The organism is Vibrio scophthalmi LMG 19158 (genome assembly GCF_000222585.1).
GTDB classification, from domain to species: domain Bacteria; phylum Pseudomonadota; class Gammaproteobacteria; order Enterobacterales; family Vibrionaceae; genus Vibrio; species Vibrio scophthalmi.
Genome location: NZ_AFWE01000159.1, coordinates 35783 through 60961, shown reverse-complemented (window position 1 = coordinate 60961; position 25179 = coordinate 35783). Strand labels below are relative to the sequence as shown.

At 45.1% G+C, this 25179-nt stretch carries 24 protein-coding genes; 11 read left to right on the top strand and 13 right to left on the bottom strand.

From position 1 onward, the window contains the following. The 3 genes from RH88_RS12555 to RH88_RS12545 form a co-directional block, all read left to right on the top strand. Nucleotides 1–634: NAD(P)H-dependent oxidoreductase (locus RH88_RS12555; protein ID WP_005596500.1), on the top strand; the 634-nt coding region annotated here is incomplete at its 5' end. Between the two features lie 234 nt (nucleotides 635–868). Then, complete coding sequence (locus RH88_RS12550; RefSeq protein WP_005596498.1) at nucleotides 869–2830, top strand: EAL domain-containing protein; 1962 nt, start codon at nucleotides 869–871, stop codon at nucleotides 2828–2830. Between the two features lie 168 nt (nucleotides 2831–2998). Continuing rightward, nucleotides 2999–3874, top strand: a complete 876-nt coding sequence (locus RH88_RS12545) for a tetratricopeptide repeat protein (RefSeq protein WP_005596496.1) — start codon at nucleotides 2999–3001, stop codon at nucleotides 3872–3874. 112 nt (nucleotides 3875–3986) lie between these two features. Here the strand turns inward: RH88_RS12545 and RH88_RS12540 are convergent, their stop codons facing one another. From RH88_RS12540 to RH88_RS12530, 3 genes are all read right to left on the bottom strand, one after another. Beyond that, nucleotides 3987–6182: an immunoglobulin-like domain-containing protein gene (locus tag RH88_RS12540; RefSeq protein WP_005596494.1), complete on the bottom strand. Its 2196-nt coding sequence runs from the start codon at nucleotides 6180–6182 to the stop codon at nucleotides 3987–3989. Nucleotides 6183–6465: 283 nt separating this feature from the next. Next, nucleotides 6466–7233 carry an alpha/beta fold hydrolase gene (locus RH88_RS12535; protein WP_005596492.1) on the bottom strand — a complete coding sequence of 256 codons (768 nt, stop codon included), beginning with the start codon at nucleotides 7231–7233 and terminating at the stop codon, nucleotides 6466–6468. Nucleotides 7234–7438: 205 nt separating this feature from the next. Further along, the gene (locus tag RH88_RS12530) at nucleotides 7439–8434 is read right to left on the bottom strand and encodes an MBL fold metallo-hydrolase (RefSeq protein ID WP_040757961.1); all 996 of its coding nucleotides are present in this window, start codon (nucleotides 8432–8434) and stop codon (nucleotides 7439–7441) included. Nucleotides 8435–8775: 341 nt separating this feature from the next. On the opposite strand from RH88_RS12530, the gene RH88_RS12525 reads away from it, so the two are divergent. From RH88_RS12525 to RH88_RS12515, 3 genes are all read left to right on the top strand, one after another. Continuing rightward, nucleotides 8776–9069 (top strand): PTS sugar transporter subunit IIB, encoded by a 294-nt coding sequence (locus RH88_RS12525; RefSeq protein WP_005596489.1) that lies wholly within the window; start codon nucleotides 8776–8778, stop codon nucleotides 9067–9069. A 39-nt stretch (nucleotides 9070–9108) separates the two neighbouring features. Then, complete coding sequence (locus RH88_RS12520) at nucleotides 9109–10521, top strand: glycoside hydrolase family 1 protein (protein ID WP_005596487.1); 1413 nt, start codon at nucleotides 9109–9111, stop codon at nucleotides 10519–10521. A 268-nt stretch (nucleotides 10522–10789) separates the two neighbouring features. Further along, on the top strand, nucleotides 10790–11083 hold the full coding sequence (locus tag RH88_RS12515) for a SemiSWEET transporter (protein WP_005596483.1): 294 nt from the start codon (nucleotides 10790–10792) through the stop codon (nucleotides 11081–11083). Between the two features lie 7 nt (nucleotides 11084–11090). Here the strand turns inward: RH88_RS12515 and RH88_RS12510 are convergent, their stop codons facing one another. Next, nucleotides 11091–11528 carry a GNAT family N-acetyltransferase gene (locus RH88_RS12510; RefSeq protein WP_005596481.1) on the bottom strand — a complete coding sequence of 146 codons (438 nt, stop codon included), beginning with the start codon at nucleotides 11526–11528 and terminating at the stop codon, nucleotides 11091–11093. A 259-nt stretch (nucleotides 11529–11787) separates the two neighbouring features. Between RH88_RS12510 and RH88_RS12505 the strand changes: the two genes are divergently transcribed. After that, entirely contained in the window at nucleotides 11788–12264 is a 477-nt protein-coding gene (locus RH88_RS12505) for a copper resistance protein NlpE (protein ID WP_005596478.1), read from the top strand. 91 nt (nucleotides 12265–12355) lie between these two features. Here the strand turns inward: RH88_RS12505 and RH88_RS12500 are convergent, their stop codons facing one another. Continuing rightward, the gene (locus RH88_RS12500) at nucleotides 12356–12832 is read right to left on the bottom strand and encodes an outer membrane lipoprotein (RefSeq protein WP_005596476.1); all 477 of its coding nucleotides are present in this window, start codon (nucleotides 12830–12832) and stop codon (nucleotides 12356–12358) included. A 256-nt stretch (nucleotides 12833–13088) separates the two neighbouring features. Between RH88_RS12500 and RH88_RS12495 the strand changes: the two genes are divergently transcribed. Further along, the gene (locus tag RH88_RS12495; protein ID WP_005596474.1) at nucleotides 13089–14405 is read left to right on the top strand and encodes a ferredoxin reductase family protein; all 1317 of its coding nucleotides are present in this window, start codon (nucleotides 13089–13091) and stop codon (nucleotides 14403–14405) included. Between the two features lie 69 nt (nucleotides 14406–14474). On the opposite strand, the gene RH88_RS12490 is transcribed toward RH88_RS12495, so the two are convergent. Together RH88_RS12490 and RH88_RS12485 are read right to left on the bottom strand one after the other, a co-directional pair. Continuing rightward, nucleotides 14475–15014, bottom strand: coding sequence for a GNAT family N-acetyltransferase (locus RH88_RS12490; protein WP_040757960.1), 540 nt, complete (start codon nucleotides 15012–15014; stop codon nucleotides 14475–14477). Nucleotides 15015–15043: 29 nt separating this feature from the next. Next, the gene (locus tag RH88_RS12485) at nucleotides 15044–16207 is read right to left on the bottom strand and encodes a methyltransferase domain-containing protein (protein WP_005596470.1); all 1164 of its coding nucleotides are present in this window, start codon (nucleotides 16205–16207) and stop codon (nucleotides 15044–15046) included. A 381-nt stretch (nucleotides 16208–16588) separates the two neighbouring features. Here RH88_RS12485 and sodC point away from each other — a divergent pair, with 381 nt between their 5' ends. Next, complete coding sequence (gene sodC / locus RH88_RS12480) at nucleotides 16589–17101, top strand: superoxide dismutase family protein (RefSeq protein WP_005596466.1); 513 nt, start codon at nucleotides 16589–16591, stop codon at nucleotides 17099–17101. A gap of 100 nt (nucleotides 17102–17201) precedes the next feature. Here the strand turns inward: sodC and RH88_RS12475 are convergent, their stop codons facing one another. Continuing rightward, complete coding sequence (locus RH88_RS12475) at nucleotides 17202–18092, bottom strand: LysR family transcriptional regulator (RefSeq protein WP_005596464.1); 891 nt, start codon at nucleotides 18090–18092, stop codon at nucleotides 17202–17204. Nucleotides 18093–18245: 153 nt separating this feature from the next. On the opposite strand from RH88_RS12475, the gene RH88_RS12470 reads away from it, so the two are divergent. After that, on the top strand, nucleotides 18246–18674 hold the full coding sequence (locus RH88_RS12470; RefSeq protein ID WP_005596462.1) for a PACE efflux transporter: 429 nt from the start codon (nucleotides 18246–18248) through the stop codon (nucleotides 18672–18674). A gap of 89 nt (nucleotides 18675–18763) precedes the next feature. Here RH88_RS12470 and RH88_RS12465 read toward each other — a convergent pair whose 3' ends face one another. Next, on the bottom strand, nucleotides 18764–20338 hold the full coding sequence (locus tag RH88_RS12465; protein ID WP_241212188.1) for a glutathione synthase: 1575 nt from the start codon (nucleotides 20336–20338) through the stop codon (nucleotides 18764–18766). A gap of 479 nt (nucleotides 20339–20817) precedes the next feature. Between RH88_RS12465 and RH88_RS12455 the strand changes: the two genes are divergently transcribed. Beyond that, complete coding sequence (locus RH88_RS12455) at nucleotides 20818–21564, top strand: phosphatase (protein WP_005596456.1); 747 nt, start codon at nucleotides 20818–20820, stop codon at nucleotides 21562–21564. Nucleotides 21565–21646: 82 nt separating this feature from the next. On the opposite strand, the gene RH88_RS12450 is transcribed toward RH88_RS12455, so the two are convergent. The 4 genes from RH88_RS12450 to RH88_RS12435 all read right to left on the bottom strand — a co-directional run bounded on the left by RH88_RS12450 (nucleotide 21647) and on the right by RH88_RS12435 (nucleotide 25147). Further along, entirely contained in the window at nucleotides 21647–22777 is a 1131-nt protein-coding gene (locus tag RH88_RS12450; protein WP_005596455.1) for a DUF4056 domain-containing protein, read from the bottom strand. A gap of 8 nt (nucleotides 22778–22785) precedes the next feature. Further along, a complete protein-coding gene (locus RH88_RS12445; RefSeq protein ID WP_420895767.1) occupies nucleotides 22786–23898 on the bottom strand; it encodes a BamA/TamA family outer membrane protein in 1113 nt (370 codons plus the stop codon). A gap of 245 nt (nucleotides 23899–24143) precedes the next feature. Then, a complete protein-coding gene (locus RH88_RS12440; RefSeq protein ID WP_005596452.1) occupies nucleotides 24144–24605 on the bottom strand; it encodes a DUF2059 domain-containing protein in 462 nt (153 codons plus the stop codon). Between the two features lie 161 nt (nucleotides 24606–24766). Beyond that, nucleotides 24767–25147 carry a SpoIIAA family protein gene (locus tag RH88_RS12435; protein WP_005596450.1) on the bottom strand — a complete coding sequence of 127 codons (381 nt, stop codon included), beginning with the start codon at nucleotides 25145–25147 and terminating at the stop codon, nucleotides 24767–24769. Between the last annotated feature and the right edge of the window lie 32 nt (nucleotides 25148–25179).

Genomic DNA, 25179 nt, shown 5'->3' with positions numbered 1-25179 from the left:
AGAATCTCGCTACACAGCTAAAGCTTATGATCCATCAAAACGTATCTCTGCGGCGGATCTTGAGGTGATCTACCAAGCGATTCGTTTATCAGCCTCTTCTATCAACTCACAGCCTTGGAAATTCATTGTGATTGAAAGCGACGAAGCCAAGCAACGTCTGCATGACACTTTTGCCAACAAGCATCAGTTCAACCAGCCACATGCTAAGAGTGCATCGCACACCATCTTGTTCGCTTACAACCCGAACTACACTAAAGATCTGTACAAAAAAGTGGTTGATGCAGAAGTGACCTCAGGCCACTTACCAGCGGATATGTACGACACCATGCTAAATGGCGCTTACGGTTTTGCAGAAGCAAATACCGATGAGAATGGCTTTAATGGCAACTGGACTCGCTCACAAACTTACCTTGCCCTTGGTAATACACTGCATGTCCTTGCACGTCTAGGTATTGATTCAACCACGATGGAAGGTGTTGATTCTGAGTTGATCGGCGAGCTGTTCAAAGAAGAATTGGATGGCTACGTTTGTGAAGTGGCACTGTCTATGGGTTACCATCAAGATGGCGCTGACTACAACTTTGGCAAGCCAAAAGCTCGTCTACCTATGGTCGATATCTTGCAAGTCGTATAACAATTTAAATAAGGCTCAAATTTCACTGCCTATTAAAGCCTCGCGATAGCGGGGCTTTGTTTTAATAACCTTATTCTAGTCACATTAACTTAACTCTCAAATGGCCTTTTTCCCCAGACAATCATCTCATTACTGAGATAGGTTTTAGTTTATCTATTCAATATATTGAACGAAACCCGTTCGATATCTAGCATAACGCCCCTAGATTACATGGTGTATCAACAGGAGCGTGAAATGGATCAATTTAAAGCGTTTGAGCAAATTCAAAGCCCAATTTGGATTTACGATTTTGATCATAAAGCGATCCTATGGGCCAACCATGCCGCGCTCACCTTATGGGAATCCCCTCATCTTGCCGAACTGACCGATCGAGACTTAACCATAGGCATGTCCCAGGCGATAGAATCAACGCTTGAAAGCTACCGTAGAACCTTTGAGCAAGGTGAGTGTATTCGCAAGTGGTGGAACCTCACGCCGAAAAATATCCATAAACGCGTCCTGTGTGACCTTTCTGGCATCACTCTCGATGATGGCCGCATCGCCATGTTTTGCCATGCTTTATCAGAAGAAAATTGTCTGCGTACTAGCTTGGCTTTTTCAGACAGCGCCAATCTGTCTCTGTTATTTGACTTATCAGGCAATTTGCTTAGTGCCAATGAAGCATTTCAACATCGTTATCATTTGTTACTGCAACATTTGTCCACCCTCACTGGCAGCGACCAACGCGCCAACAAGTGGTTAACAGAAGTGCAAGCCAAAGGCGAAATCGAAAAAGAGAGTACTCTAGCGATAGGGAGTCAATCTTGTACTTTTCGAGTATTTGCAACCTGGTTAAAAAAAAATCAGCAAATATTGGTCGAACTTATTGATATAACAAAACAAAAAAATCAAATTCTTACCGCACAATTTGAAGCCTCTCATGACTGCTTAACAGGCCTATACAATCGACGAGGACTCTTAGAACAAGCGACTTCATGGAGCCAAACCGATCATTCATTTCATCTGATTTTTATTGACCTAGATGGATTCAAAATGATCAATGACACCTATGGCCACGGTCAAGGTGACTCATTATTGATAAGTGTCGGGCGACGTTTACAGCAATCTTTGACTGATGCACTTGCGCTAGCTCGCTTTGGTGGAGATGAATTTGTAGCATTATTGCCAACTCACTCAGATATCACCTCAAGACTTTCTGATATAAATCGTTTCCTGCGTAGGCCCTATACCTTAGACAATTCAATGACTGTTGCGGTAAACGCCAGTATTGGATGCAGTACCTTTGAGTCAGGCGCTATCTTGCATGTTGAAACGTTAATCCAATATGCCGACTTTGCGATGCACAAAGCCAAAGAACAGGGAAAAAATCGCTATCAGGTATTTACGCCTGACCTAGCACAAGCCATGCTAAGAAAATTTTTGATCCGCCAACACCTCGCTCGAGCATTGGAAAATAACCAATTCACACTCTACTTTCAGCCTATTCTATGTAGCCAAACTAATAATGTGTGCGGCGCAGAAGCGCTACTGCGTTGGCATGACCAAGCGCTTGGCAATATTCCTCCGGCCGAATTCATTCCGATTGCTGAAGAATCTGGGCAGATCGTCGCTTTAGGGGATTGGGTGCTCAATCAAGCCATTAAACAATTGAGTGTTTGGCAAACGAAATTCGAACAACCATTTGTTATTAGCATCAACGTTTCTCGAGTCCAATTACATCGTGCGTTCTGCGAACAACTTAACCAAAGACTAAATTCATACCGAGTCTCTCCCCACCAAGTCGCGATTGAACTGACCGAGTCGTGCATGGTGTACAAAATGGAAGATGTAAAGCAGTGGCTAACGGATGTCTCGCAGTTAGGGGTGAAGATATATCTCGACGACTTCGGCACTGGCTACTCTTCACTTTCCGTATTGCAGCAGTTACCTATCGATTTAGTCAAACTGGACAAAAGCTTCGTTCAATCATCGCACGAAAGTGGCCTTGCCATTATTCAAGCCACCTCCGCGATCTGTGAAAAATTGGGCCTTACCATGCTCGCCGAAGGCATTGAGCAACCAGAACAGCACGAAGTGGTGTGCCAAAACAATTACGCCTATTTACAAGGCTATTTGTTGGGTCGACCAATCCCCGCACACGAGTTTGAGCAACGGTATCTAACGGCAAAGACTATTAATACCGCAGCTTCAGCATAACGCTTTCATTGCTAATCAATTTTGCGTTGAGGCTTGTCGATCTGCTACTGTGAAAAAGAACACTATACTCAAACTGCTTAAAACTTTGCTTGAGCCGCCAATTGTTGCTCAAGATCTGCACTCTAAGTAGACAGAAAACAAAACTTATATTTACAGTAAGGAAGCCACATGCGCCAAATTACTTCGTTGTTATTACTTGTCCTTGCGACAGTTGCCTTGCCTGCACACAGTGAAGAGAAATACTCCGAATCCGACCTTCTTGACCGCCCATTGATGGAGCGATATATCCTTGATGAAATAAAATCTCTGCGCCAATCGCAGCAAGATTTAGAGCGCCGTATGGTGATTGAAATCACCGACCGAGAACTCGCGGTCGCCGATAAATCCTTAAACTATGCCAACGTCACCGTCACCTACTTTTTCTACATTATCGCGGGTGTTGCATCGATGATTGCCTTTATTGGTTGGCAATCGTTACGTGAATTCAAACACAACACCAAAGAGATGGCAGAAAGTCGTTTGGACTCGATCGCACAAGACTATGAGAAAAAATTCAGTGCACTAGAGCGGGATCTAAAACGTAAGACCCGTATTATCAGCGAAAACAATAAAGAAATTGAGATAATCAACGAAGTTCACAACTTATGGCTTCGCGCACAGAGCATGCAAACTCCAGAGCAAAAAATTGAAGTCTACGATGAGATTCTTCACATACGCCCAGGAGACTTAGAAGCACTGACTTACAAAGCCGATGCCGCAATGGAAATCAACGAATATAACTGGGCACTGAGTATGTGTAACCGAGTGCTCGAAGTTGATGATACCAACGGCCCAGCGCTCTATCAACGTGCTTGCGCCTTTGCTCGATTAGGCATTGAAGACCAAGCGATTGAAGATTTGCAACGAGCCATCGACGCCAGCCCTTCGATTAAAGATCTCATCGCCAGCGAAAGTAATTTTGAATCTCTGCAAGGAAACCAGCGCTTCGAAACCATGCTAGAACAGTATGCTGACGAAGCCTCAGGCGCTGAAATTACGCGCTAGAAGCGAGAAGCGAGAAGCGAGAAGATTTGATCACTATTTGCAATTCTGTCCAGCATCCTCATAAAAAAAGCACCACAATTGTGGTGCTTTGTCTTAGCTCAGCTGTTTGGGGTTACAGCTTCGTCCAAGCTTCTTTCCAGTAAAGGCTATCCGCTGGCGCGTAAGAAGCGCTCGCACACCATGCCGTTGTTGGCCAAGGCTTACATTCATATACTGCGTTATCAGCGCCTAACACACGATCACCCGTTTGGTAATTTGTGCCCGCTTGGTATGGCGGAATGTCACCTGGTGGTGGGGTTACGGTACCTTCTTCTTTGACTAAGAATGACTGGCTAAAGAGCACCATTTCACCATCGGCTGCCGAACCTGTCACCTCAAGCGTATATTGGCCTACTTGCGCGTCATAGATTTCTAATGTGATCGCTTTCGTGTCCACTAAGTTAACTTGAGCTTGATTCACCACAGTATTGCTGCTGTCTAGTGCCATAACGGTCACATCCAGCGCTTCATTCGCTGCCAGTGATAGCGATAAGTTCACACTGCCATTCGCGGCAACATACTCTGACGCAAGTCCCGTCACCGTCATTTCCAAATCCGTCTCTGGATCTGGCGTTTCACCGCCACAAGAGCTGTCAGAAACTTTCTTCCAAACGCCCCACTCACCAGTGGTACCTGGCTCATCACCGCGAGTCCACCAGCCCGCTTCCCAAGTGGCACCATCGTGCGATACTTGGTCACCTTCAACGTAAGTGGTTGCCGCATCCCATGCATTGGCACAACTGCTACCATCATTGACAACGACGTTGCGCTCAACACGTACCGTTTGATTTGCGCTGTCAGTCACCGCATATTCAAGCGCATAAGTACCCGCAACAGCCGTATCTACTTGGCCTGAAACGCGAATTTGCTCCGTTAGCTCACCATCTTCCGCATCCGTTGCCGTCACACCCGTAAGTGGGTTAAATGCACTGCCAATCAGAACCGTCGTATCAGACACACCACTAAATACAGGCTTCTGGCTATAAACTTCAACACTACGTGCTTTTACCGTTTCATTGTTGTCACTATCTTGCACGCGATAAGTCAGTACGTAAGTGCCGATCTGGTTTGTATCAACAATACCTTCAACCACGATCGTATTGGTCAGTTCGCCATCTTCTTTATCCGACGCCGTCACGCCTGCTAGCTCATTAAACGCACTACCATGCAGCACACGTGTGTTCTCAACCCCTTTCAGAACAGGTACGCCTGCTGGCGGTGGTGGGGGAGGTGTTTGTCCGTGTACAAATGGGCCGTAATCTTTAATGAACTGTTCGTTATATGCTTGGCCTGCTGCATTAGTCCCCATGTCCCAGTTAACTGACCAAGTCATCACTCCACGCAGTGGCTGACCTTGTGCGCTTAGGCGCGCAAATGCATCGTAAAGATCTTGTGGGTTTTGAACGTACCCCGTTGCTGCCGCATCAATGCTCGATGGAATACCAAACACTAATTTGCTGCTTGGGATCTGGTGGAAACCACGAGTGCCATTGACCAACGAGTCAGAAATGTAGTAGATAAATTCTTCTTTCAGCGCATCGTTATTTTGAGCAATCCAGCCGACACCATCAATCCAAATGCCGTCGCCACCTTGGTTGTAGAACTGTGGGTTAATCCAATCGTAATAACCTTCTAGGTTCTCAATGTATGGCACGTATTTACCATGTTGAACTAGGTAAGGAAATTCAGGAGCCATGGTGATAAGGAAGTTCTTTCCTTGTGCTTGGTAGTGATCTTTCACCATACGTAGCGCAGCAGGAATAACCGTTTGGTTATCAGCCGCGGTTACCGCCGCTTGCTCTAGATCGATGTCTAGGCCATCAAAGCCATAACGATCCGTGACACGAATAATTTCATCGGCAAAAGCACGCTCGTCGCCCGCTTTCAATTCAACGTGAGCATCAGCACCACCCAGCGCAATCAGTACAGAGCGGCCTTGCTTGTTTAACTCACCAATTTGGTCAATAAATTGCTGCTCAGAAAGGCCAATAGCTGGGTCTAAACGAAAGGTGGGAATACGGCCTTCAGCAACATCAAACACTTTCATAAATGAAACGTTGACGACGTTATACATTGGGTCAACTTCTTCCAGCGTCACACACGGTGCATTGCCCCCTTTATAGCCAGCACCATCACACCAGTTATGCCAGTAACCGACAACAACACCCGCTTCTGGGTTGACCATTTTTGAGCTGTCAGCGTACGCTGCGCCAGATGCAGCTGCGATACCGACCGATATTGCTAATTGAAGTGCATTAAGTTTTAACATGTCCTACTTCCACAAAAATCGCTGTGGTTATCACAGCTTTGAAAACTAATTTTAGTCGGCAAATTTTGTTTTCAGATATGGCTATTTGCAGAAAAACAACACGTTTTAGTCAAATCGAGATCTTCTGTCACGATATGAAAAACAAAAGCACGTTTTTATTGACTCACAAAAGGTTAAATGCAGTTAAGTTACTGAAAGATTTGGAACTAATATTACAAAAAAGCCCCACCAGCGTGGGGCTTTTCCTACAAGCTAACAAACCGAATGGCTATTGCTTAATCAATCAGTGATTAATTTGTAAAAAACGACGCAACACTTCACCGACCACTTCTGGGTACTCGTTATGTGCCTCATGTTCGGTAAATGGGACATTGAAAAACTCGCAATCTGGTACGCGACTGATTAATGTTATCGCTTCTGAAAGAGAGAATAAGTCATCTCTGTCGCCACGAATAATCAACGTCGAGCAATTGATGTCATCCACTTGCTCATTAGGGTATCCATTTTCAGATGTGTCTAGCCAGAGTTCTTTCACCTCTTCAACAAGCAAATTAAAATCAGCTTGAGGGTTAATCTCATTGTAGCGAGCCACTTGCTCTTCAAACTCTGCTTGCCAGTCTTCAGCCGTCAAATCTTGCAAAAGCTCGATTGAAGGATCATCAGGGTGTAAACGCCATTGAGAGCCCAGCGTAGTTAAACTTAATAGACGGTGATCATAGAGTGCAGCCAAGCGATAGCCAACAATGCCGCCATCACTAAAGCCAAATAGATGAAATTTATAAATTTGCAGATGATCCAGTATCGCTTCAACGTCTTGTTGGTAGCGAGCGTAGCTCAAAGGCAACTCACCCAACGTTGAACGACCATGACCACGTAAGTCAATTCGGATGATTTTAAACACATCCGGTACATAACCTAATAGCCCATCAAAATCTTCACTACTCCCCAAACCGCCATGCAACATCACTAGCGGTTGACCATCAGGATTGCCCGACTCTTGGTAGTAAATTTCAGCGCCATCAATTAATAAATGCTGACCAAAACCAGACATAATCCTTCCTTATCATGTTGTAAATCAGGTTCATTCTAGTGTGTGCAAATATTTAACAACGTCCATTTCTTCACAGAATGAGTCGCAAAGCCGTGCCTTAGTCTCATTATTCAATCAAACTTTTTTCGTAAGAAGATTCTTCCGACTGACGAAATGAAAAAGCCCCGCAATTTCTTGCAGGGCTTAGATCTGAGTAACACAGCACTTAGAACGTCAGAGCATCACCTTGAGCTGGGAATAAGAAGTTCACACCCAGCGTATTTGCCGCATCCAATTGGCGTTTAATCACAACTTGTGGGTCTTCCCCTTTCTTCAAGCTGTATTTAATATGGCTAACCACAACATCAAGATCTTTCAAGCTGCCTTTGCCAGCCATCGACTCTAACGCGGTTAGCTCCTTCATCAGCCAATTAGGTGTTAGATGACCAAATAGGGCTTTATCTGGCGTTTCATTGGTAAATGACACTTCAATCACAATGCCCTTTAGCTGCCCTTGCTTAACAAATGGCGTTAGCGTTGACCACACTTTATTAAGCGCATCGCTCTTTTCTACTGCATCTGGCCCCGTATCACCAAAGTAGGCAAATACGTCACCTTGGGTATCTTTCAGCAAAAATGCTGTCGATTCTCCACCAGAATGCGATAGCGGCATGGCCATAACTTGCATCGTCGTGCCTTTGACTGCCTGCCATTGGTATTGGGTTAAATCGGTATAGGTGTATTTGCTAAGCTTAAAGCCATTACCTTCGTTACCAAAGTTAGGCCAAGCCGACCAGTTGAAGTAGTTATTCATCAACCCTTCGTTCGTCGATGCCAAACCGTAAATAGGTTTATGGCTGTCATCCGGTGAACTGATGATCATGCCTGCCACATGATCTAAGTGAGCGTGACTAATTAAATAGCCTTTGATCTTCTCTTTAAGTAGATAGCCGACTTTAGTGTACTTGGAATCTTCCGGCACTTTCACATCCGCAAACGCACCTTTTTGCTCAGACACAATCAAGCCGTTCACTACCGAACCGGCATCCAATAGCACGTAGTTATCATCAAGCTCGCTCTTGAGCATAAATGCCGTAAGATTGCCGTCTTGAATGCCCCCTTTACTGCCCAGTGTGACGGTTTCAAATCCCGCTGCACTCGCATTAATTGCGACACCAAGTGACAAACAACCCACTAGCACTGCCAATTTCGTTTTTAGCATATCCATTCTTATCCTTATTAGTGGAGCGCGCAGAAATCGTTACCGACCTCATTCATAGCAGCGCTATTTAATCGCAGCAAAGCGTCTCATTATGAGAGTAAAAGAATTTTATTACAGATAGTTAACTCAATTAGCTGAACTTTGAATCGATCATTTTATCGACATCATTAAGTGCTCTAATCAAGCGGTAAGAGAAATAATTGCCGATTCTGTAGCGGTCGTTAGATAAGCAATCAGAATGCCGTTGCCGAATCTAGCTCACTGTTTGACGATCTGCATCTGGCGTCTTGTTTGCGACGGCGCATAATCTCATCTAAATAGAATAACCATGAGCTAAAACGATGTTTGCTGCATTACGCAAAATTTTTACGGCTTTAACCCGCGTGAATCCTAACCTTGAACAAGAAGCCGATATCATTATCGAAGCGCTTGGAGGGATAGCCAACATAAAAGAAATCGGCGCATGTGCGACAAGATTAAGGCCAGAGCTTTACGACATGTCACGTTTGAATGAAAAAGCCCTAAAAGATAACGGCGCGATAGGCATCGTTCACGTGGATTCGCATCATGTGCAAATCATCTATGGTTTAAAAGCCAATAGCTACGCGCAATGCATCGAGCAAAAGCTCAATTAAATTTCCTCACCTTTCGCTTTCATAAAACGGGGACACCTCATGACAACCAATACTCAGTTTCCACACGATTTTCTTTGGGGCGGCGCAATCGCAGCTAACCAAGTTGAAGGGTCATACCTTACCGATGGTAAGGGCCTATCCACATCAGACATGCTACCTAACGGCATTTTAAGCCCTCACCAAACCCGTGCAGAGCGCACCGCAGGCATTAAAGATCTCGCCATCGATTTTTATCATCGATACCCAGAAGATATCGCATTGTTCAAGGAGATGGGCTTTACTTGTCTGCGTCTCTCAATTGCTTGGACTCGGATCTACCCCAATGGTGATGAACTTGAACCAAACCAAGCTGGCTTAGAATACTATGACAAGATTTTTGCCGAATTAGCTGCTCATAACATTACACCATTCGTGACGTTGTCACATTATGAGATGCCTTATGCGTTAGTAGAAAACTATAACGGTTGGGGCAACCGAAAACTCATCGAGTTTTTCACTCGTTATGCTCGCACTGTTTTTGAACGCTATAAAGACAGCGTCAAACTGTGGTTGACCTTTAACGAAATCAATATGTCATTGCATGCACCGTTCACCGGTGTCGGCCTACAAGAAGATGCGTCTGAGCAAGCTATTTTCCAAGCCATTCACCACCAGCTTGTTGCCAGTGCCCAAACCGTGCAGCTATGCCATGAAATCATCCCTGATGCGAAAATTGGCAACATGTTACTTGGGGCTCTTGCCTACCCACACACGTGTAATCCTGACGATGTAATTGCTGCCATGCATGAGAATAATCAATGGTTGTTCTTTGGCGATGTACAAACCCGTGGTCGTTATCCTGGCTATATGCTGCGCTATTTCCGTGACAACAACATCAGTATCGAAATGGAGCAAGGGGATATTGAAACACTTGCTGCCGCCAGCGTCGATTTTATCTCGTTCAGTTACTACGCATCAGGTTGTGCCAGCGCTCGAGAACAAGAAAAAGAAGTCGGTAATATCATTGCTGGCGTACCTAACCCCTACCTTGAAAAGAGCCAATGGGGTTGGCTAATTGATCCAAAAGGCTTACGCATTTTGCTCAATTTCTTGCATGATCGTTACCAAAAGCCGCTATTTATCGTTGAAAATGGCCTAGGGGCACGTGATGAAATCACCGCTGACGGGGAAATTATTGATGATTACCGCATTGCTTACTTAAACGATCACCTCGTGCAAGCCCGTGAAGCGATCGAAGATGGCGTTGAATTAATGGGTTACACCACGTGGGGGCCGATTGACCTCGTCGCCAACTCAACCGCAGAAATGAGCAAACGCTACGGTTTCATTCATGTTGATCGTGACAATGAAGGCAATGGCGATCTCACTCGACTGCGCAAAAAGAGCTTTTACTGGTATCAGGAAGTCATCAAAACGCAAGGTGGCTCTTTAACCGTAACAAATGCTGACTAAGCAAAGTGACCATTGATAATCCCTGCATCGCAGGGATTATTTGCTTTTTGGTACAGACATTCTTCGCATATCGGTTTGGATGATATCGCCCAATAACAAGCCATCATCTTCAAACACCTTATTTCCCACACTGGCGGGGATCCCAGCACGCAAAGCGATAAGCGCGTTCAAAATCCCAATAGCAAAATTCCCATTTTCAAGGAAATGCCCAACGCCTTTGATTTATCACTATACTTCTAAATCAGTCAGTTAAAGACAAGGAAAGCAAATGGTTTTGATCGAACGAATTGGTAAAGCACTTGAACCACTGATGCTGGTCATGGGGTTGATCAGTCCACTCGCCACCATGCCTCAACTCTACAAACTCTACATCTCTCACAGTGAGCATGCATTAGGTTTGTCACTCACCACTTGGCTACTCTATTCATTTATCGCGCTACTTTGGACTATCTATGGGATATATCATAAAAACCCGACGATCTGGGTCGGCAACTGTTTAGGTTTTTTGATGTATGTCGCCATGGTTGCGGGCATCATTGCTCATACTGGTGGCACGTATTAGTAACGAGCTATTGTGCTTCGTTCACTAGAGTTTTACGCAGACCAATGCGGCTATGACCAGTGGGAAAATTGTCAAAGCGGGTAAACTCTTCAAAGCCTAAACGTTGGTAAAACATCGGGGCTTGCCAGCTTTGTGTCCATAGCCACATCCCGGATAACTGCTGCGCTCTGGCATGCTCTTCCGCTTGCGCCATCAACTGTTTTCCCATGCCTGTGCCACGGCAAGTGTCATCAACCCAAAGTTCATCAATGTAGAGCCACTCCCACAATAAACTCGCCGTGAGCGCGGCAATCAGATTGCCTTCTTCATCTTGCACCGTCCAATTGAGGCTCTGTTTGAGATAGGCTGGTGCATCTTGAGTTTGACTATGTGATTCAAACCCTACACTCAATTGACGCTGTTGCTCAGCGTTCAATCCGCCCTTAGTAAATTCAATTTTCGTCATTTTCTATCTCAGTTATTGTCCTTATTCTTACTGACTATTTTATCGTGCTCCACCGGTTCATCCGTAGATTTTTCTCTCAGATTAGCAAGCTATTTTCACTTAATTACAAGTAAAGCTGGATAGTTTTAATGCGGCTTCTTCAAACAGGTCTATTATTAATCAGTAAATCCAAGCTGTTTAAATTTATCACTTTTACTGTAAAACACGTATGTCATCCGGCGCTAAATAGCAAAGGATGAGTTATTTCGAGAGGAAGCAAATGAAAAAGGTCGCAATAGCATTAACAAGTGCCGTCATCATCCTAGTCGGCTGTGAAGATAGCAATACTAATCCGAGTGCGGAACTACCAGCCGCCTCTGCTGCAGTATCAACCGCTGACACCAGTATGAATGCCGACACTAAAGCGAATCAAACCGCTAAAGAGGCCTTGGCTTGGCAAGGCGTTTACAAAGGTGACCTTCCGTGTGATGAATGCCCAAACATAGAAGTCACACTGACGCTGATGCCAGATGGCAAATACACACTTATTCAAATCTATGATGATGCCGATAACACCGAAACGACATCACAAGGGGAAATTACTTGGGATGACACTGGTAGCATCATTACTCTAGTTAATGCACCTGAGCCCAACCAATACGTGGTAGGCGAAAACATGCTGACAAAACTCAAATTTGATGGCGAAAAAGTGGATGGTGAAATGGCGACGTTCACGATTTTGACCAAACAAGAGTAATGACGTTTAACAAGTTCACATAATAGAAAAGGCCTCAATTGAGGCCTTTTACCATTTCTACATAATCGCGACTAAACTTGCCACGACTTAATCAGCGAGGCACTACCCTTGCGGTACTACCATCAACATTCACCTGAACAGCTTGCCCGGGTTGGAAAATCATATTGGGATTGGCTTCTTGTACAATCGCGATTGTCTGGCCATCTTCAAGACGGATGGTTAGATTCACCCCATTACGCTTACCTGCCGCACCTGCTGCTTCACTACCGGCGTAGCCGCCTAGTAGCCCGCCACCAATGGCTGCGATATCGGAACCTGATCCACCACCGACTTTAGAGCCGAGAATCCCCCCAATCGCGGCCCCTGCAATGGTACCGATCACATTGGTTGAATCTGAAGCATCAATGGTTACTGGCTCAGCTTTGACGACGGTGCCGTAATACACCTGCTGTACGGTGCGAGTATCCCCAGAACCATAAGCATCACCATACGGATTCGGTGATGAGCAACCGCCTAAAATGACAAATGAAGACATAACAAGCATGCCTGTACTGATACTTTTGAACATCTGAACTCTCCCTCAAGGCTCACTACTGACAAAAGTATAGATGCAGCATTTGTTTTATGCCGTGAACACGCGACAGTTTAAAAGACAAAAAAACCACCAAACAGTGTTGGTGGCTTTCGTTGATCATATCGGTTTAATCGTTAGATCACGCAGTGATTAAAACTCTTTCATCAAGCATGATTTACACAGCTTTACATCGCTTGACGTCACGTTACATTGCAACCACTAAGGTATAAGTTCACTAGGAGCTTATGCGATGAACAAACTCTATTTAACAGTGCTTGGGCTAGTTGCCACTGGCATGCTTATTTGGCTACAAGCCGAACCGACTATCTTTAGCAATACCAATTTTATGCAATGGCGAAGTAGCCTAATACAAGGCACTGGTATCATTGGCCTATTGCTGCTCACGCTGACGATGTTATTAGCACTGCGCTTACCTTGGATTGAAAAGCTAACCGCAGGGTTGGATAAATCCTACCGTCTACACAAGTGGGTGGCTATTTGGGGTGTCATTCTTGGCGCTGCGCACTGGCTGCTCGCAATAGTGCCGAAAAAACTCGTGCAACTTGGCCTGTTGGAACGAGGTAACCATGCTCGACCTGAACTCGATCCCGACTCTTTGCAAGCCACTGTCATGAGCCTAAGAGGGGGCGCAGAATCAATTGGAGAGATCGCCCTTTATGGTTTTATTCTATTGACGCTCATTGCCCTGTTTGCACCGATAAAATACAAGCACTTTAAACTCACACATAAAGCAATGGCGGTGGCATTTATTGTGATCGCCTATCACTCAGTGGTACTGCTCAAACCGAGTTACTGGGATAATCTCATCACGCCGATGGTGATAGCCTTCGCTCTCATCGGTACTGCATGCGCCGTCGTTAGCTTGCTAGGACTGATTGGTAAACGTCGAACTCATCAAGGCGTGATCAGCGCTCTCACCTATAACACAGAGAACCAAACGACGAAAGTGGCGATTGCCTTACCGACTTGGTCTGGCCACCAAGCTGGTCAGTTTGCTTTTCTCAAAGTTGCAGGTGAAGAGCCGCACCCTTTCACCATTAGTTCAAGCGCCGATGCGCCACAATTGGAGTTCACCATCAAAGCGCTGGGAGATTTTACTGCCACTTTGCACCAACGCTTAACGGTGGGCGAGAAAGTCACGGTTGAAGGACCCTATGGTAAATTTCAGTTTGATGATAATAGAGCCCAAATTTGGGTTGCGGGCGGGATTGGGATTGCGGCATTTAAAGCTCGCTTGGCCGAACGACAAAAAGATCAAAATACCACGCCAGTGACCTTGTACTATTGCACGCAAGCGCCATCTTCCATTTTTATTCATGAAATTGAAACGCTGGCAAGAAAGGCCAATATTGAGTTTCACGTGATCGACAATCGCATAAGGCAACACCTTACTATCGCTGATATCACGCAACAACAAGGGCCTTTAGATAACCACAGTGTTTGGTTTTGTGGCCCACTCGGGTTTGGGGAAGCGTTAAAATCACAGCTCTCCAGAGAGCAATTTGATTTGAAGCACTTCCATACGGAGCTGTTTAACTTTCGCTAATCCGCATAAAAAAGGCGCTCAATCGAGCGCCTTCAAGATATTCAGACTCGTGCCTACTGCTAGATTAAACTACCAATACTTTTGCTGATCCAGCGCTGCGACACATGAAGTCTCACCTGAAATCGCATCAAACTCTGAACCATCAAGCTTTTGACCGAGCCAGCCGTGAGGGTAGCTCAAGATTAGTGGCGCTTTAACTTGTAGCTCAGTAATTTGAGCAAAGCCAACCTTGCCATAGAAGCTAGGATCACCATAAGTCACAACTAATTCAGCGCCATTGGCTTTAAGGGTATCTAAACCAAACTCGATCAACTTTTGACCAACACCTCGCTTTTGCGTCGCAGTGGCCACTGCGGCCGGTGAAAGTAAGTAAGCGCTTACTGAACTATCCACAAAGGTGAATTTAGTAAAAATCACACAACCAAGTAGCGCTTCATTATCACTCGCGCCAACAATAATCATCTCTTCTTGCGCGGTCGTATCTACTAACTCATAAGCGAGATGACCAATCATTTCGCCTTCTTCAGCACCTTCAGAATCTGTAAAGGTATTTTGGAACAACTCTTTAATCTGCTGCTTGTAAGATAAATCTAAAACAGAAAATTGCATCATTTTTTCTCTTCTTAACTAGAGGCTATTTATGCCTTCTTTAAAATAAACATCTGATAATCAAACTGTTGATTACGCTGGGTATAAGCGGCTAACTCTCGCTCAATATCTTTAATTGCTTGTGAGTTTGGCAGCTCATCTTTTAGCGCCGCAACTTGTTGAGACAACGGTTGGTAATAAGCTTCCCACGCCGCATCACTAATTGGGAAAGTATCGACCAGTTGATAGCCTGCAGCTTTGGCCTGCTTAATTCGGGTCTCAACCGTGGTCATATCTGGGTATTCACTGCCCCAAAATGCTTTCGCCGTCTCATTGGCATCATCGGTTGACCAAACAAGATCGCTCAGCACCAAAACACCACCTTGATTGAGTAGTGGTCGCCACTGTTTGAAGGCATTTTCAACCCCCATGATATAGGCGCTGCCTTCCGACCAAATCAAATCGAACGAGCGCTCGGCGTACGGCAAATCCGTCATGCTGGCACATTCAAAATGTATCTGTTCAGCATGCTCTTGATTGCTCGCCTGAAGCGCTTTGATCGCTTCTTCATCGTTATCAATCGCGGTAATCTGAGCATCACGCTGCTGAGCCAATAAGCGAGTTGCGATGCCTTGCCCGCAACCAATCTCCAATATTTGGCTTGGTTTCATCGGCACTTTACGCAGCGCTGCCAAGGTATCAGATTCGCTGCCTGGACCTCTTCTCTCCAATGGATCAAAGATGCGATAAAAGTCTGCCATGTAGGTATCATGTGTATTCATGTCTTTGGATAACCACCGTAATCGTTGGGCATCAGTCTCACTAAACCCTTGCTTAATAAGCCAGTCAATATGAGCATCAGGCGCCAATTTATCTAAAGTTTCGTGCCATTGGTTCAGAGAGGTTTCACCCAATAGCGCAGCCAATAAGTCGCGTGATTGCTGCTTTTGGGCGATTTCTTGATCAAGATGCTCTAACCGCTCAAGCAACACAGCACGCTCCACTTTTGCTTCAAGACAAGCCTTACATTCTTTCAGCGTAAGCCCACCACTATGTAGTTGTTGAATTAAGCGTAATCGCTGCAGATCCATATCACTGTAAGTGCGATAACCGTTGCTTAACCGCTGACCACAAATTAGCTCCAACTTCTCGTAATAGAGCAAGGTGGTACGTGACAAGCCGAGCATTTGTGCCAACTCTGATATTCGATACATACCGATCTCCTTAAAGTGCCAACATCACCGCCAGCGAATCTTGAATATGTTTGCATCCTAAACTGTAAAGCTATAGACAGGTCAATGATTATTTACCGGATTTTCAATAACAAATCACAACGCTCAAAAAAAACACGCTTACCAATACCATTTCACTCCTCAAACCAGTGATTAACCTCACTGCGATGCTCTCTAGGCCTTGTCCTGATTAGGGTTGCGCATACATCGATAAAAACGATTAATTTTGCAGCAAAAACTCATTTCCTCACCATACTTATTGGGTGCTATTTATAGCTCCGAACCACAGCAAGATGGTGATGTCACTGCGACATTGTGGTTGATTGAGCATCAAGCTCGATACTTTCAAAAAGGAAAATAATAATGAAATACAAACTATTATTTGCTGCTTTATGTGTGACTTCTACTGGTGTATTAGCGGAAGAACTTAGCGTTGAAATGATTGACTTAAACAGCGGCAATTCTGCTGGTACGGTTGTCATCACAGAAAGTGAATACGGCACCGTATTTACACCACAACTAACAGGCTTAACGGCTGGATTACATGGCTTCCATGTCCACTCCAACCCCTCCTGTGACAGCTCGGAGAAAAATGGCAAAACCATCATTGGTGGTGCCGCGGGTGGGCACTATGATCCGGCGAATACTGGCAAACATGGTAAACCTTGGACAACGGATAACCATCTAGGTGATTTACCCGCGCTCTACGTTGATATGGATGGCAATGCCAATCAACCTGTATTGGCACCTCGAATTAAACTGGCCGATCTCGATGGCCGCGCCTTAATGATTCACGCTGGCGGTGACAACCATGCCGATCACCCAGCGCCACTCGGCGGTGGCGGTGCTCGCATGGTGTGTGGTGTGATTAGATAATACCGCTAACCCACCCAAATTAATGAAGCCCTCTGAACCGACGTGTCCCCCTACTCGGTAGGTTCTAATCGATAGGTTCTAAGGGCTTTTTTGCCTTCAATTAGCGAGTCACTGCCAGCTTTGTCGCTTGCAATGCCGCAATGAAACTCTCCAAAACGGGGCCTGATGAGTGGCTGCGAGAAACTAAGCAACCAGCCGTGGTTAGCCAACCATCTTGTTCGTGAGTCACCGGCAACACAAGGAGCTTACCTTGTTCAACCAAAGGAGTGGCAATTAACTCCGGGATCACAGCCCAGCCGATACCTTGGCAGGCTAACTTGGCTAACATTTGGTGGGTATTGGCGTACCAAAAGTTAGAGCTAATGCCATAGCTAAACCACAGCTCTTTTTGAGATGCACTGCGGTGAACGATTTGGCGATGCGCTTTCAAGTCTGAATCTCGCACGCGCGTTAAGTTCGCTAACGCATGTTCTGGCGATGCCACGGTTAAAAAACGCATTTGGCCTAGGGTGAAAAAATCCATATCTTCACGTAATTCACCATCAGCAAAGATAATACCGACGTGGGCTTTATTGCTGCGCACCGCCTCTTCTACATCGAAGGTCGCACTGATCGTGAGATCAAAATTAGTGATCGGAAATTGTTCCGCTAATTGGGTCAATATTGCTAGCAATTCATCAGTGACCAAGCATTCATCAATCGCTATAAATAACTCATTTTCAATCGATTTATCCAACGACTCTACTTTTTGGTCGAAGTACTGCTGCTGGCTTAAGATCGATTTCGCGATAGGCAACAAAGCGTGGCCCGTCGCGGTTAATTTGGGAATGTTCTTATCACGAGTGAAAAGATCTTGGTTGATGGCAAGCTCTAGATTCGCCACTGATTGACTCACCCCAGATTGGGCTCGTTTGAGTTTACGAGCTGCGGCAGAAAACGAGCCGCACTCACACACGGTGACGAAAATTTTAAGTTGCTCGAAGCTGTACATGATATGACCTATTCAAAGTGCGATATTGAGTGTGTGATAGTGCAATGCCAGCCAAGCTATCACGAAGTGTGATAGATGTTAACTTTCTTTCTATTGAGGAATCCGCATAATCGCCGCCTCTAAAGTCGAGACATTATTTTATTGGGGGAGTTTATGAGTCGATTAGAGCGTCTATTTCACGCCATTACATTTGAGGTACTAGCGGTATCATTATCGATTATTGGCCTAGCGATATTTACCGATCATAGCGTGAGCCACTTATCAGGAACTATGATAGTTGTCGCCACTATTGCCATGATTTGGAACGTCATATTTAACTGGATCTTTGATAAGTTCGTACCGGGACAAAAAGAGAAGCGTTCACTGAAAACCCGCATTGTGCACGTACTATTGTTTGAAGCTGGCTTGCTGTTCGCCACGGTACCTGTGATGGCTTACTTATTGAAGGTCAGCCTTGTTGAAGCACTCATGATGGATATTGGCGTTACCCTCTTTATCACCCTCTACGCCTTTATTTTCAACCTCGCTTATGATCATATTCGCGCTTACATCGTCGCGAGAAAAACACCAGCACTCGCATAGGCAGAGTAAAGCAAAACCCGAGTTAGCGATTAAGCTGAACTCGGGTTGTCATCTCTCTTTTCTACTTAGCGTTTTTCTATCATGGCCCGCTAGTCAATCAGCGCCAACGAATCCAATATGCCTTGACCGCTATGAATGCCACCTTCGTTTTCACTCGCAGGTTTACTGCGGATCAAGTAACCCGCATACCCATGAAAATCCGTCACTGGCTGGCCTTGATAGTGAGCGGTAAACAAACCAATTTCGCTAACCAGATCAGTCACTAATGTTGCTTTACTATCACGAACTGCAACTGTTGGCGTTTCTCTCTCATGAGGATATAAGCGTTGCATCAACGCCCATGCATCATATTCTTCCACTTTAAGAGTGGCCAATTTCGCACTAATCTCAGCGGCAAAAATACAGTGTCCACCACCCTCGCCTTGGTTTTTAAGCACCCACTCTTGCTGGTTGGCGTGCGTGTTAAACCACGCAATGCTTTCTGTGGTGATCGGTTTCATTTCCGCCAACACACTTTTGACTAAGTGTGCTTCTTCAAGGCTTAAACCCCAGCGAGTATATTGTTCTGCACTCATCATCGTCAGCAACATCTGCATCGATTTACTGGTCGCCAATTGCTGACTTACCGTGGCATTAACCGCAACATAATGCTGTTCTATAAACACGCGAGTTTGGCTAAGGGTATAACAGCACTCTTGTTCTTTCAGTTCTGGGGCACAGTAGTCTTGATATTGGTAGCCTGCCCGCAAATAGACCGAATCAATCGCGCCAACCCCTTCTAGCATGAGTCGCGGCTTATTGGCACCATTCTGTGTATCATCACTGTTTATCTGAGTGCTTAACTGGCCACTTAGTTGGGCAAAGGTCCTTCTTACAGTGCGGACACCTAAATTTCGCAGTGCCACTTCCAACAAGTGTTGATCATAAACATTATCTTCATCTGGCTGCACTACCATCAAAAACGTCGGCTTGTTTGACTCAGCGTCATCATCGCCTAAGAAGTTATCTCTTACTTCACGCGCTGCTGTTGCAATCGCTAGTGCAAGTTGTTCCATCCCTACGTTATCGGCGGGCATTGCCTTAGGATCCACCACCCACTGATGGGTCGCCTCTCCCCATTGATCCGCAATGAATTGATGTAATTGCGTCGCACGTTGACCAAATGGTGCCATGCCTGCCGCAATGCCGTTGAACTCAATCACTTTTGCGCCTTGATGACGATCATCCATAAAATCGGTACGCATCAGCAGTAGAGGCTGACGCGGGGCGAAAAGCGCGCCATCACTTACCTTTGCATGGTGTTGATCTTGGTGATGCTTATATAAATACCCATGTAACTGGATATGCAGTTTCATCAGCAGACCAAAAAAGGGATCCGCTTGCGCCATCGTCGCTAAGCTCTGTTGTAAAAACGCATGATCTTCGGACACATTGGATATCAGTTTTGCAATCAATGGCGTGACATGACGAAGGTGCTGATAGGTGGAACGCTGCATCGTGGTTGGCGCAATACTAAACGGACAATGCCTTGCGGTATTGTCTGCTTGTTTAAATGCCACACCATGCATTATTGCCCATTCACAAGCCTCATCTATCACTTGTTTCGGTATCAGTGCCGTAATGAGCGGCTTAATTGAATCCATCGTCAAAGGAGTTTGTTTCATCTTTGTCATTCACAAAATAAGGTAATCATCTCTAAGACGAGCACCAACCAAAAAAGACGGCGCGAGTGTAAGAATTTTTTAGGCGACTGCAAACAGAAATCATCACGGAGCAAGCAAGTAACCACAAACGGCAAAGAAGCTGACAAAGAGGCATAACCAAGCAAAATGCGATGACTCGCAATCATTAAGTCACAGAATTGCAATCTGTTTTTTTAACTCATTGCTACGGATTAAAGATGCCGATCGACTCGAATAAGTATAAAATTCACTCGTCGCTATATTGTCATTGTAGCGCGTAACATCGCCATCAAAGGAAGCATGAGGGGTGACCTGAGATCAGATGCGGTGAATATACGAGAAACGATGGATGTTAAACATTCATCAAGGCTCATGTATTCAGTTCAAGCCATTCGGTATTTACTATTATTCGCTGTAAAAAGCGAGTTTGCCGTAACTACCCTGAATTTCCCGAGGTAACTATGGAAATCGTGATTGATACTCACACACATACGCTGGCAAGTGGCCATGCGTACAGCACGCTGCTCGAAAATGCCGCAGCCGCCCATCGTAAAGGATTAAAAATTCTCTGCACTACCGATCACGCCCCTGAAATGCCGGGCGCGCCCCACTACTGGTTTTTTAATAACCAACGCATTATTCCGCGCTTTTTAAATGAAGTGGGTATTATTCGTGGCGTCGAAGCCAACACTTTGAACACCAATGGTGATATCGATTTGCACGCAACGACCGATCAACATTTAGATTGGATAATGGCCAGCTTCCATGAGCCTGTCTTCCCACCAGCCAGTGAAGCAGAACATACTGAAGCGTTAATCAATGTGATTAAAAGTGGCCGTATTGATGCCCTTGGTCACCTTGGGAATCCTAACTTCCCGTTTGATATTGAAGCGGTCCTAACTTGCGCTAAAGAGCACAACGTCGCGATTGAAATCAATAATTCTTCACTGCTCGGCCACAGCCGCATCGGCAGTGTTGAACGTTGCGATAACATCGCCCGTATCGGTAAAGAAATTGGCGTTTACTTTACCACCGGATCTGATGCGCATTTCTGTGAAGATATCGCCAATCTTGATTTGGCGATCGCACTGCTTGAAAAATACCAAGTAGATGAAGAGAAAGTCATCACATCAAGCACTAGCCGCTTCTTAAATTTCCTCGTGTTACGAGGCCGCAAGCCAATCGCTGAGTTTGCCGACCTTTACTAATTTAATTGCCTTAAACGTTTAAACGAAAACGCCCCTCTATCTTTCGATAAGGGGCGTTTTTTTAAATCGTTAAAAGAGCTAACTAAGGGCGAACGTTTTGATCCGCTTGCTGAGCAAAATCTGCCAAACGTTGGAATTGTTCAGGACGCCAAATCGCTTGTTGATTGATTGTATTTGGGAGAGCATAAAATGCGCTGTCTTGATCATCGGAATGCAGCTCTAAACTCACCCACTCTTCAATTCGCTGCTGATCAGCAAAACGATCCTCAAGCGCTAACGCGTGCACAGAGCCTGAGAAGTTTGGCATCAGATTAAGCGCTAAATGATAATCACGAAATAGCACTACCCACTTATCTGGCAAGCGCTTATCGCTGTCCCACCAAACGCCATCCAATTGCTGTAACTTACTTCTTGTGACCGATTTAGGCTGCGCTTTTAACTTAATCAGTTGATTGGCAAACGCAATATCCATCGCCTGTGAAAACTGGGAAGCCGTCAAATGCGGCTGCGCCACCAGTATCTCTTGCGCCAATCTCGCACCAAGCATATTGGAATAGAGATCTTCAGAAGAAAAGGCTGAGGCGTACTCTTTAAATCCCGTCACTGAGACCATACCAAACCACTGTGCAATTTCATGCCACTGCGCCAAACGAAAAGCAATTAACGCCGCTGCTTGCGCACTGCGTTCAATACGTTCAAATTCAGAGAGCGGTCTCTCTTGTTTATGCCATTGAATGCGACGACTCTTGAGCTCTGATGGCAACGTCAAGTAGCCATTGTGTCCCATCATCTGACGATTGAGTTGAAACAAATAGTAGCTATAGTCTGCCGTGTCGCGCACGTGGGCAGTATCAATAAACCCACCCAGTTCAGTAAAAATGATCCCATTACGTTCATCATTAAACCCCAGCAAACTGCCAGAGACGGACTCGCTACCATCATTGTAACGGTGTGAACCAATATTCGTTGGCTCAAGGACATTTTCTAATGAAAAGAATGGTACAGGGACACTGCCTAACTGCGCTTTTAGATCAACCCCAAAGGCACAACAAGGGCGCACACCAACAGGCGCTTTTATCGCTGCGAGCGCCTCTTGATCGACCGAATCTTGTGAAAGGTTTAAGCTTTGCAAGGTAATTTCATGTGCACTGAGGGTTTGATAGGCCAATAAGCCACCGCAAAAACTGAGCAATAACAGTCCGACTTTTTTCATCTCACACCTCAGAATGCTTCATTTATCTGAAAATAAAACCCACGGCTCTCTTTACCGATACCTAAATCAATTCGCACGTTGATACGCGCCTTAAAGGCAAAGCGATAGCCCAACCCCACACTTGGCAACCAATCACTTTCAAACAGTTGCGAATAGCTTGAAGCAACATTACCACCACCAAGCCATGCAACCACACCGTGGCGGCCTGACACCGTATGGCGGAGTTCAATTTGAGTCGAAATCTGATGTTTATCGCGGTATTGGCCTTGATAGTAGCCCCGCATGCGTTGATCATCGCCAAGCTGCGCATAATCAAACCATGGCGCATCACCAATAATCGATTGTGAATAGACTTCCATCGCAATGATGGTGGCCGTAGACCAAGGCTGGTAATGACGAATATTGGCAACAATGTTGTCATAGCCATTATCGCTACCGAGGCTATCGCGGTTTGCAATCCATTCAATATCAATAAGCTGACCTCGTGCCGGATTAGGCTCGAAGTCTCGCGAATCATATTCCAACCCCACAAGAGCACCACTACTGACTAGAGCTGAACTTGATAGCATTTCTACTGGCAAGCGATCGCCATCAACCCCTTCTACATCTCGATAAGATTGGTACTGCCAACCAAATTTAGCGTAAGTATCGGGGAATATCTCCACGGCAATCTTGGGACTAAATTGAACGCGCTGGCCTTGATATTGTCTTTTCTGATCGTCATTTTCCGCCGCGTGTCGGCCAATCCCCCAGTAGTAACCCGGAGTATGGCTGATCCAGGCTTCGCCTAGTAAACGCAAAGTATCATGATGTAGATAAGTACGGTTATTAACACCTAAGCCATAAGAGCCTGATGTCGAAGCGTAAGAAGTGAGTGTGAGAGTAGAATAAGGATCATCTTGCTGCCAATCATAAGGGGTATACAAGCCAACCGCTGCAACACCGATACCAAAGCCTTGTTCTGGGTTAACAAATGGCCCTGGTAATACTCCCCAATCAATTAGTTTGGATTCATCAACCGTTTCACTAGACCCCAAATTAGTCAGCAAGTTATCAAACCAGCTATCCTCACTCGGCTCTGCGATGAGTATAGGAGAGTAGAATAAGGCAGAACTAAACATCGCAGCATAAGCAGCTTTTGGCAATGACATCAAACCCATCCTTCCCTGTAAAACAAATGAGTGGGCAAAGGTGGCATTGATAACCGATAACTCACTCTAACTAGAGCAATATTATCGCTAAGAACCAGGCAAGTAAACTCATAGGTTTACTTTTAATATACAGCTAACGCCCAACATAAGAAAGGCTCAGTTCTTGCGAACTGAGCCTTGGGAGATAAGTCTTTTAAAATATGAGTAACGAATGACTAATTTTGCGCTGCTTGAATACGCTCTGCTTCTTCTTTAATCATTTGTTCTAAAATGTGTGCGTTTTCCATCACTCGCTTCTGGCCAATTTCCGCCCCTTGCGCTGTTAGCATTGGCGAAAGTTTCAAAGATTTCTGACCTGTAGGAGACTGTAAAAATGCAGCCAGCTCATTGAGTTCTTGCTCGGTATAAGCGCTTTGATATAGCTGAGCAAAATCGTCTCGCAAACTATCGCCGCTCATATAGGTGTTAAAAAACTCTTTCATCGTACCTTGAAACGGCTGCAACTGAGGCTGTGCTTGTAATTGTACCGCCAACATGGAATCGATGGTTTCAGACATAAGTTGATTGAGGTTCATCGCATCAATCAAATCATAAGCGGCTTCTTTATGTGAATTAGCCCATGTATTCGCGGAGAGAAAGACACATAAAACAACCAATCCTTTCTTGACGTATCGCATCGTATATCCTTATTTCATTATGACTCAATAACACTCCAAGCCAGTACAAAAAGTACGATAAGCCATTGTGTTATATATGTTTAATAGCCAGTAAAAATAGCACAAATTGATCTCAATGTTAAATTGGCTGCGTATTTTTCAATCTACATCACTCTTCGCAACTAGTTACCGTCCATTAACCAAGCGACCGCTTCGTCATACTCTTCAAAAGAACGAATCTCACCATGAATAAACCAACTCCCCACCTTAGCAGCCCATTCTTGCCAACCATGTGAACCGTACAAGGCCACGCGTTCAAATTCCGAACCATGACTCATACCAAGTTTAAAATCATCCCAAGCCGCTCTCATCTCCCAGCCTTGAAACTCAGTCGCATCAAAAAACACGTTCACTTTCGGTTGTTCAATTTTCGCCAATGCGGCATCCAACATGGGAACGAGTCTTTGATAATCATCGTGAGTTAACTTTCCGACTGCTTTAATCGATAAAAAAACATCATCATCGACTCTATCAAGGCCGATAGAAATACCATGTTTATTCATAATTCACCTCTGTGCTAGACCTTGTTCTAATT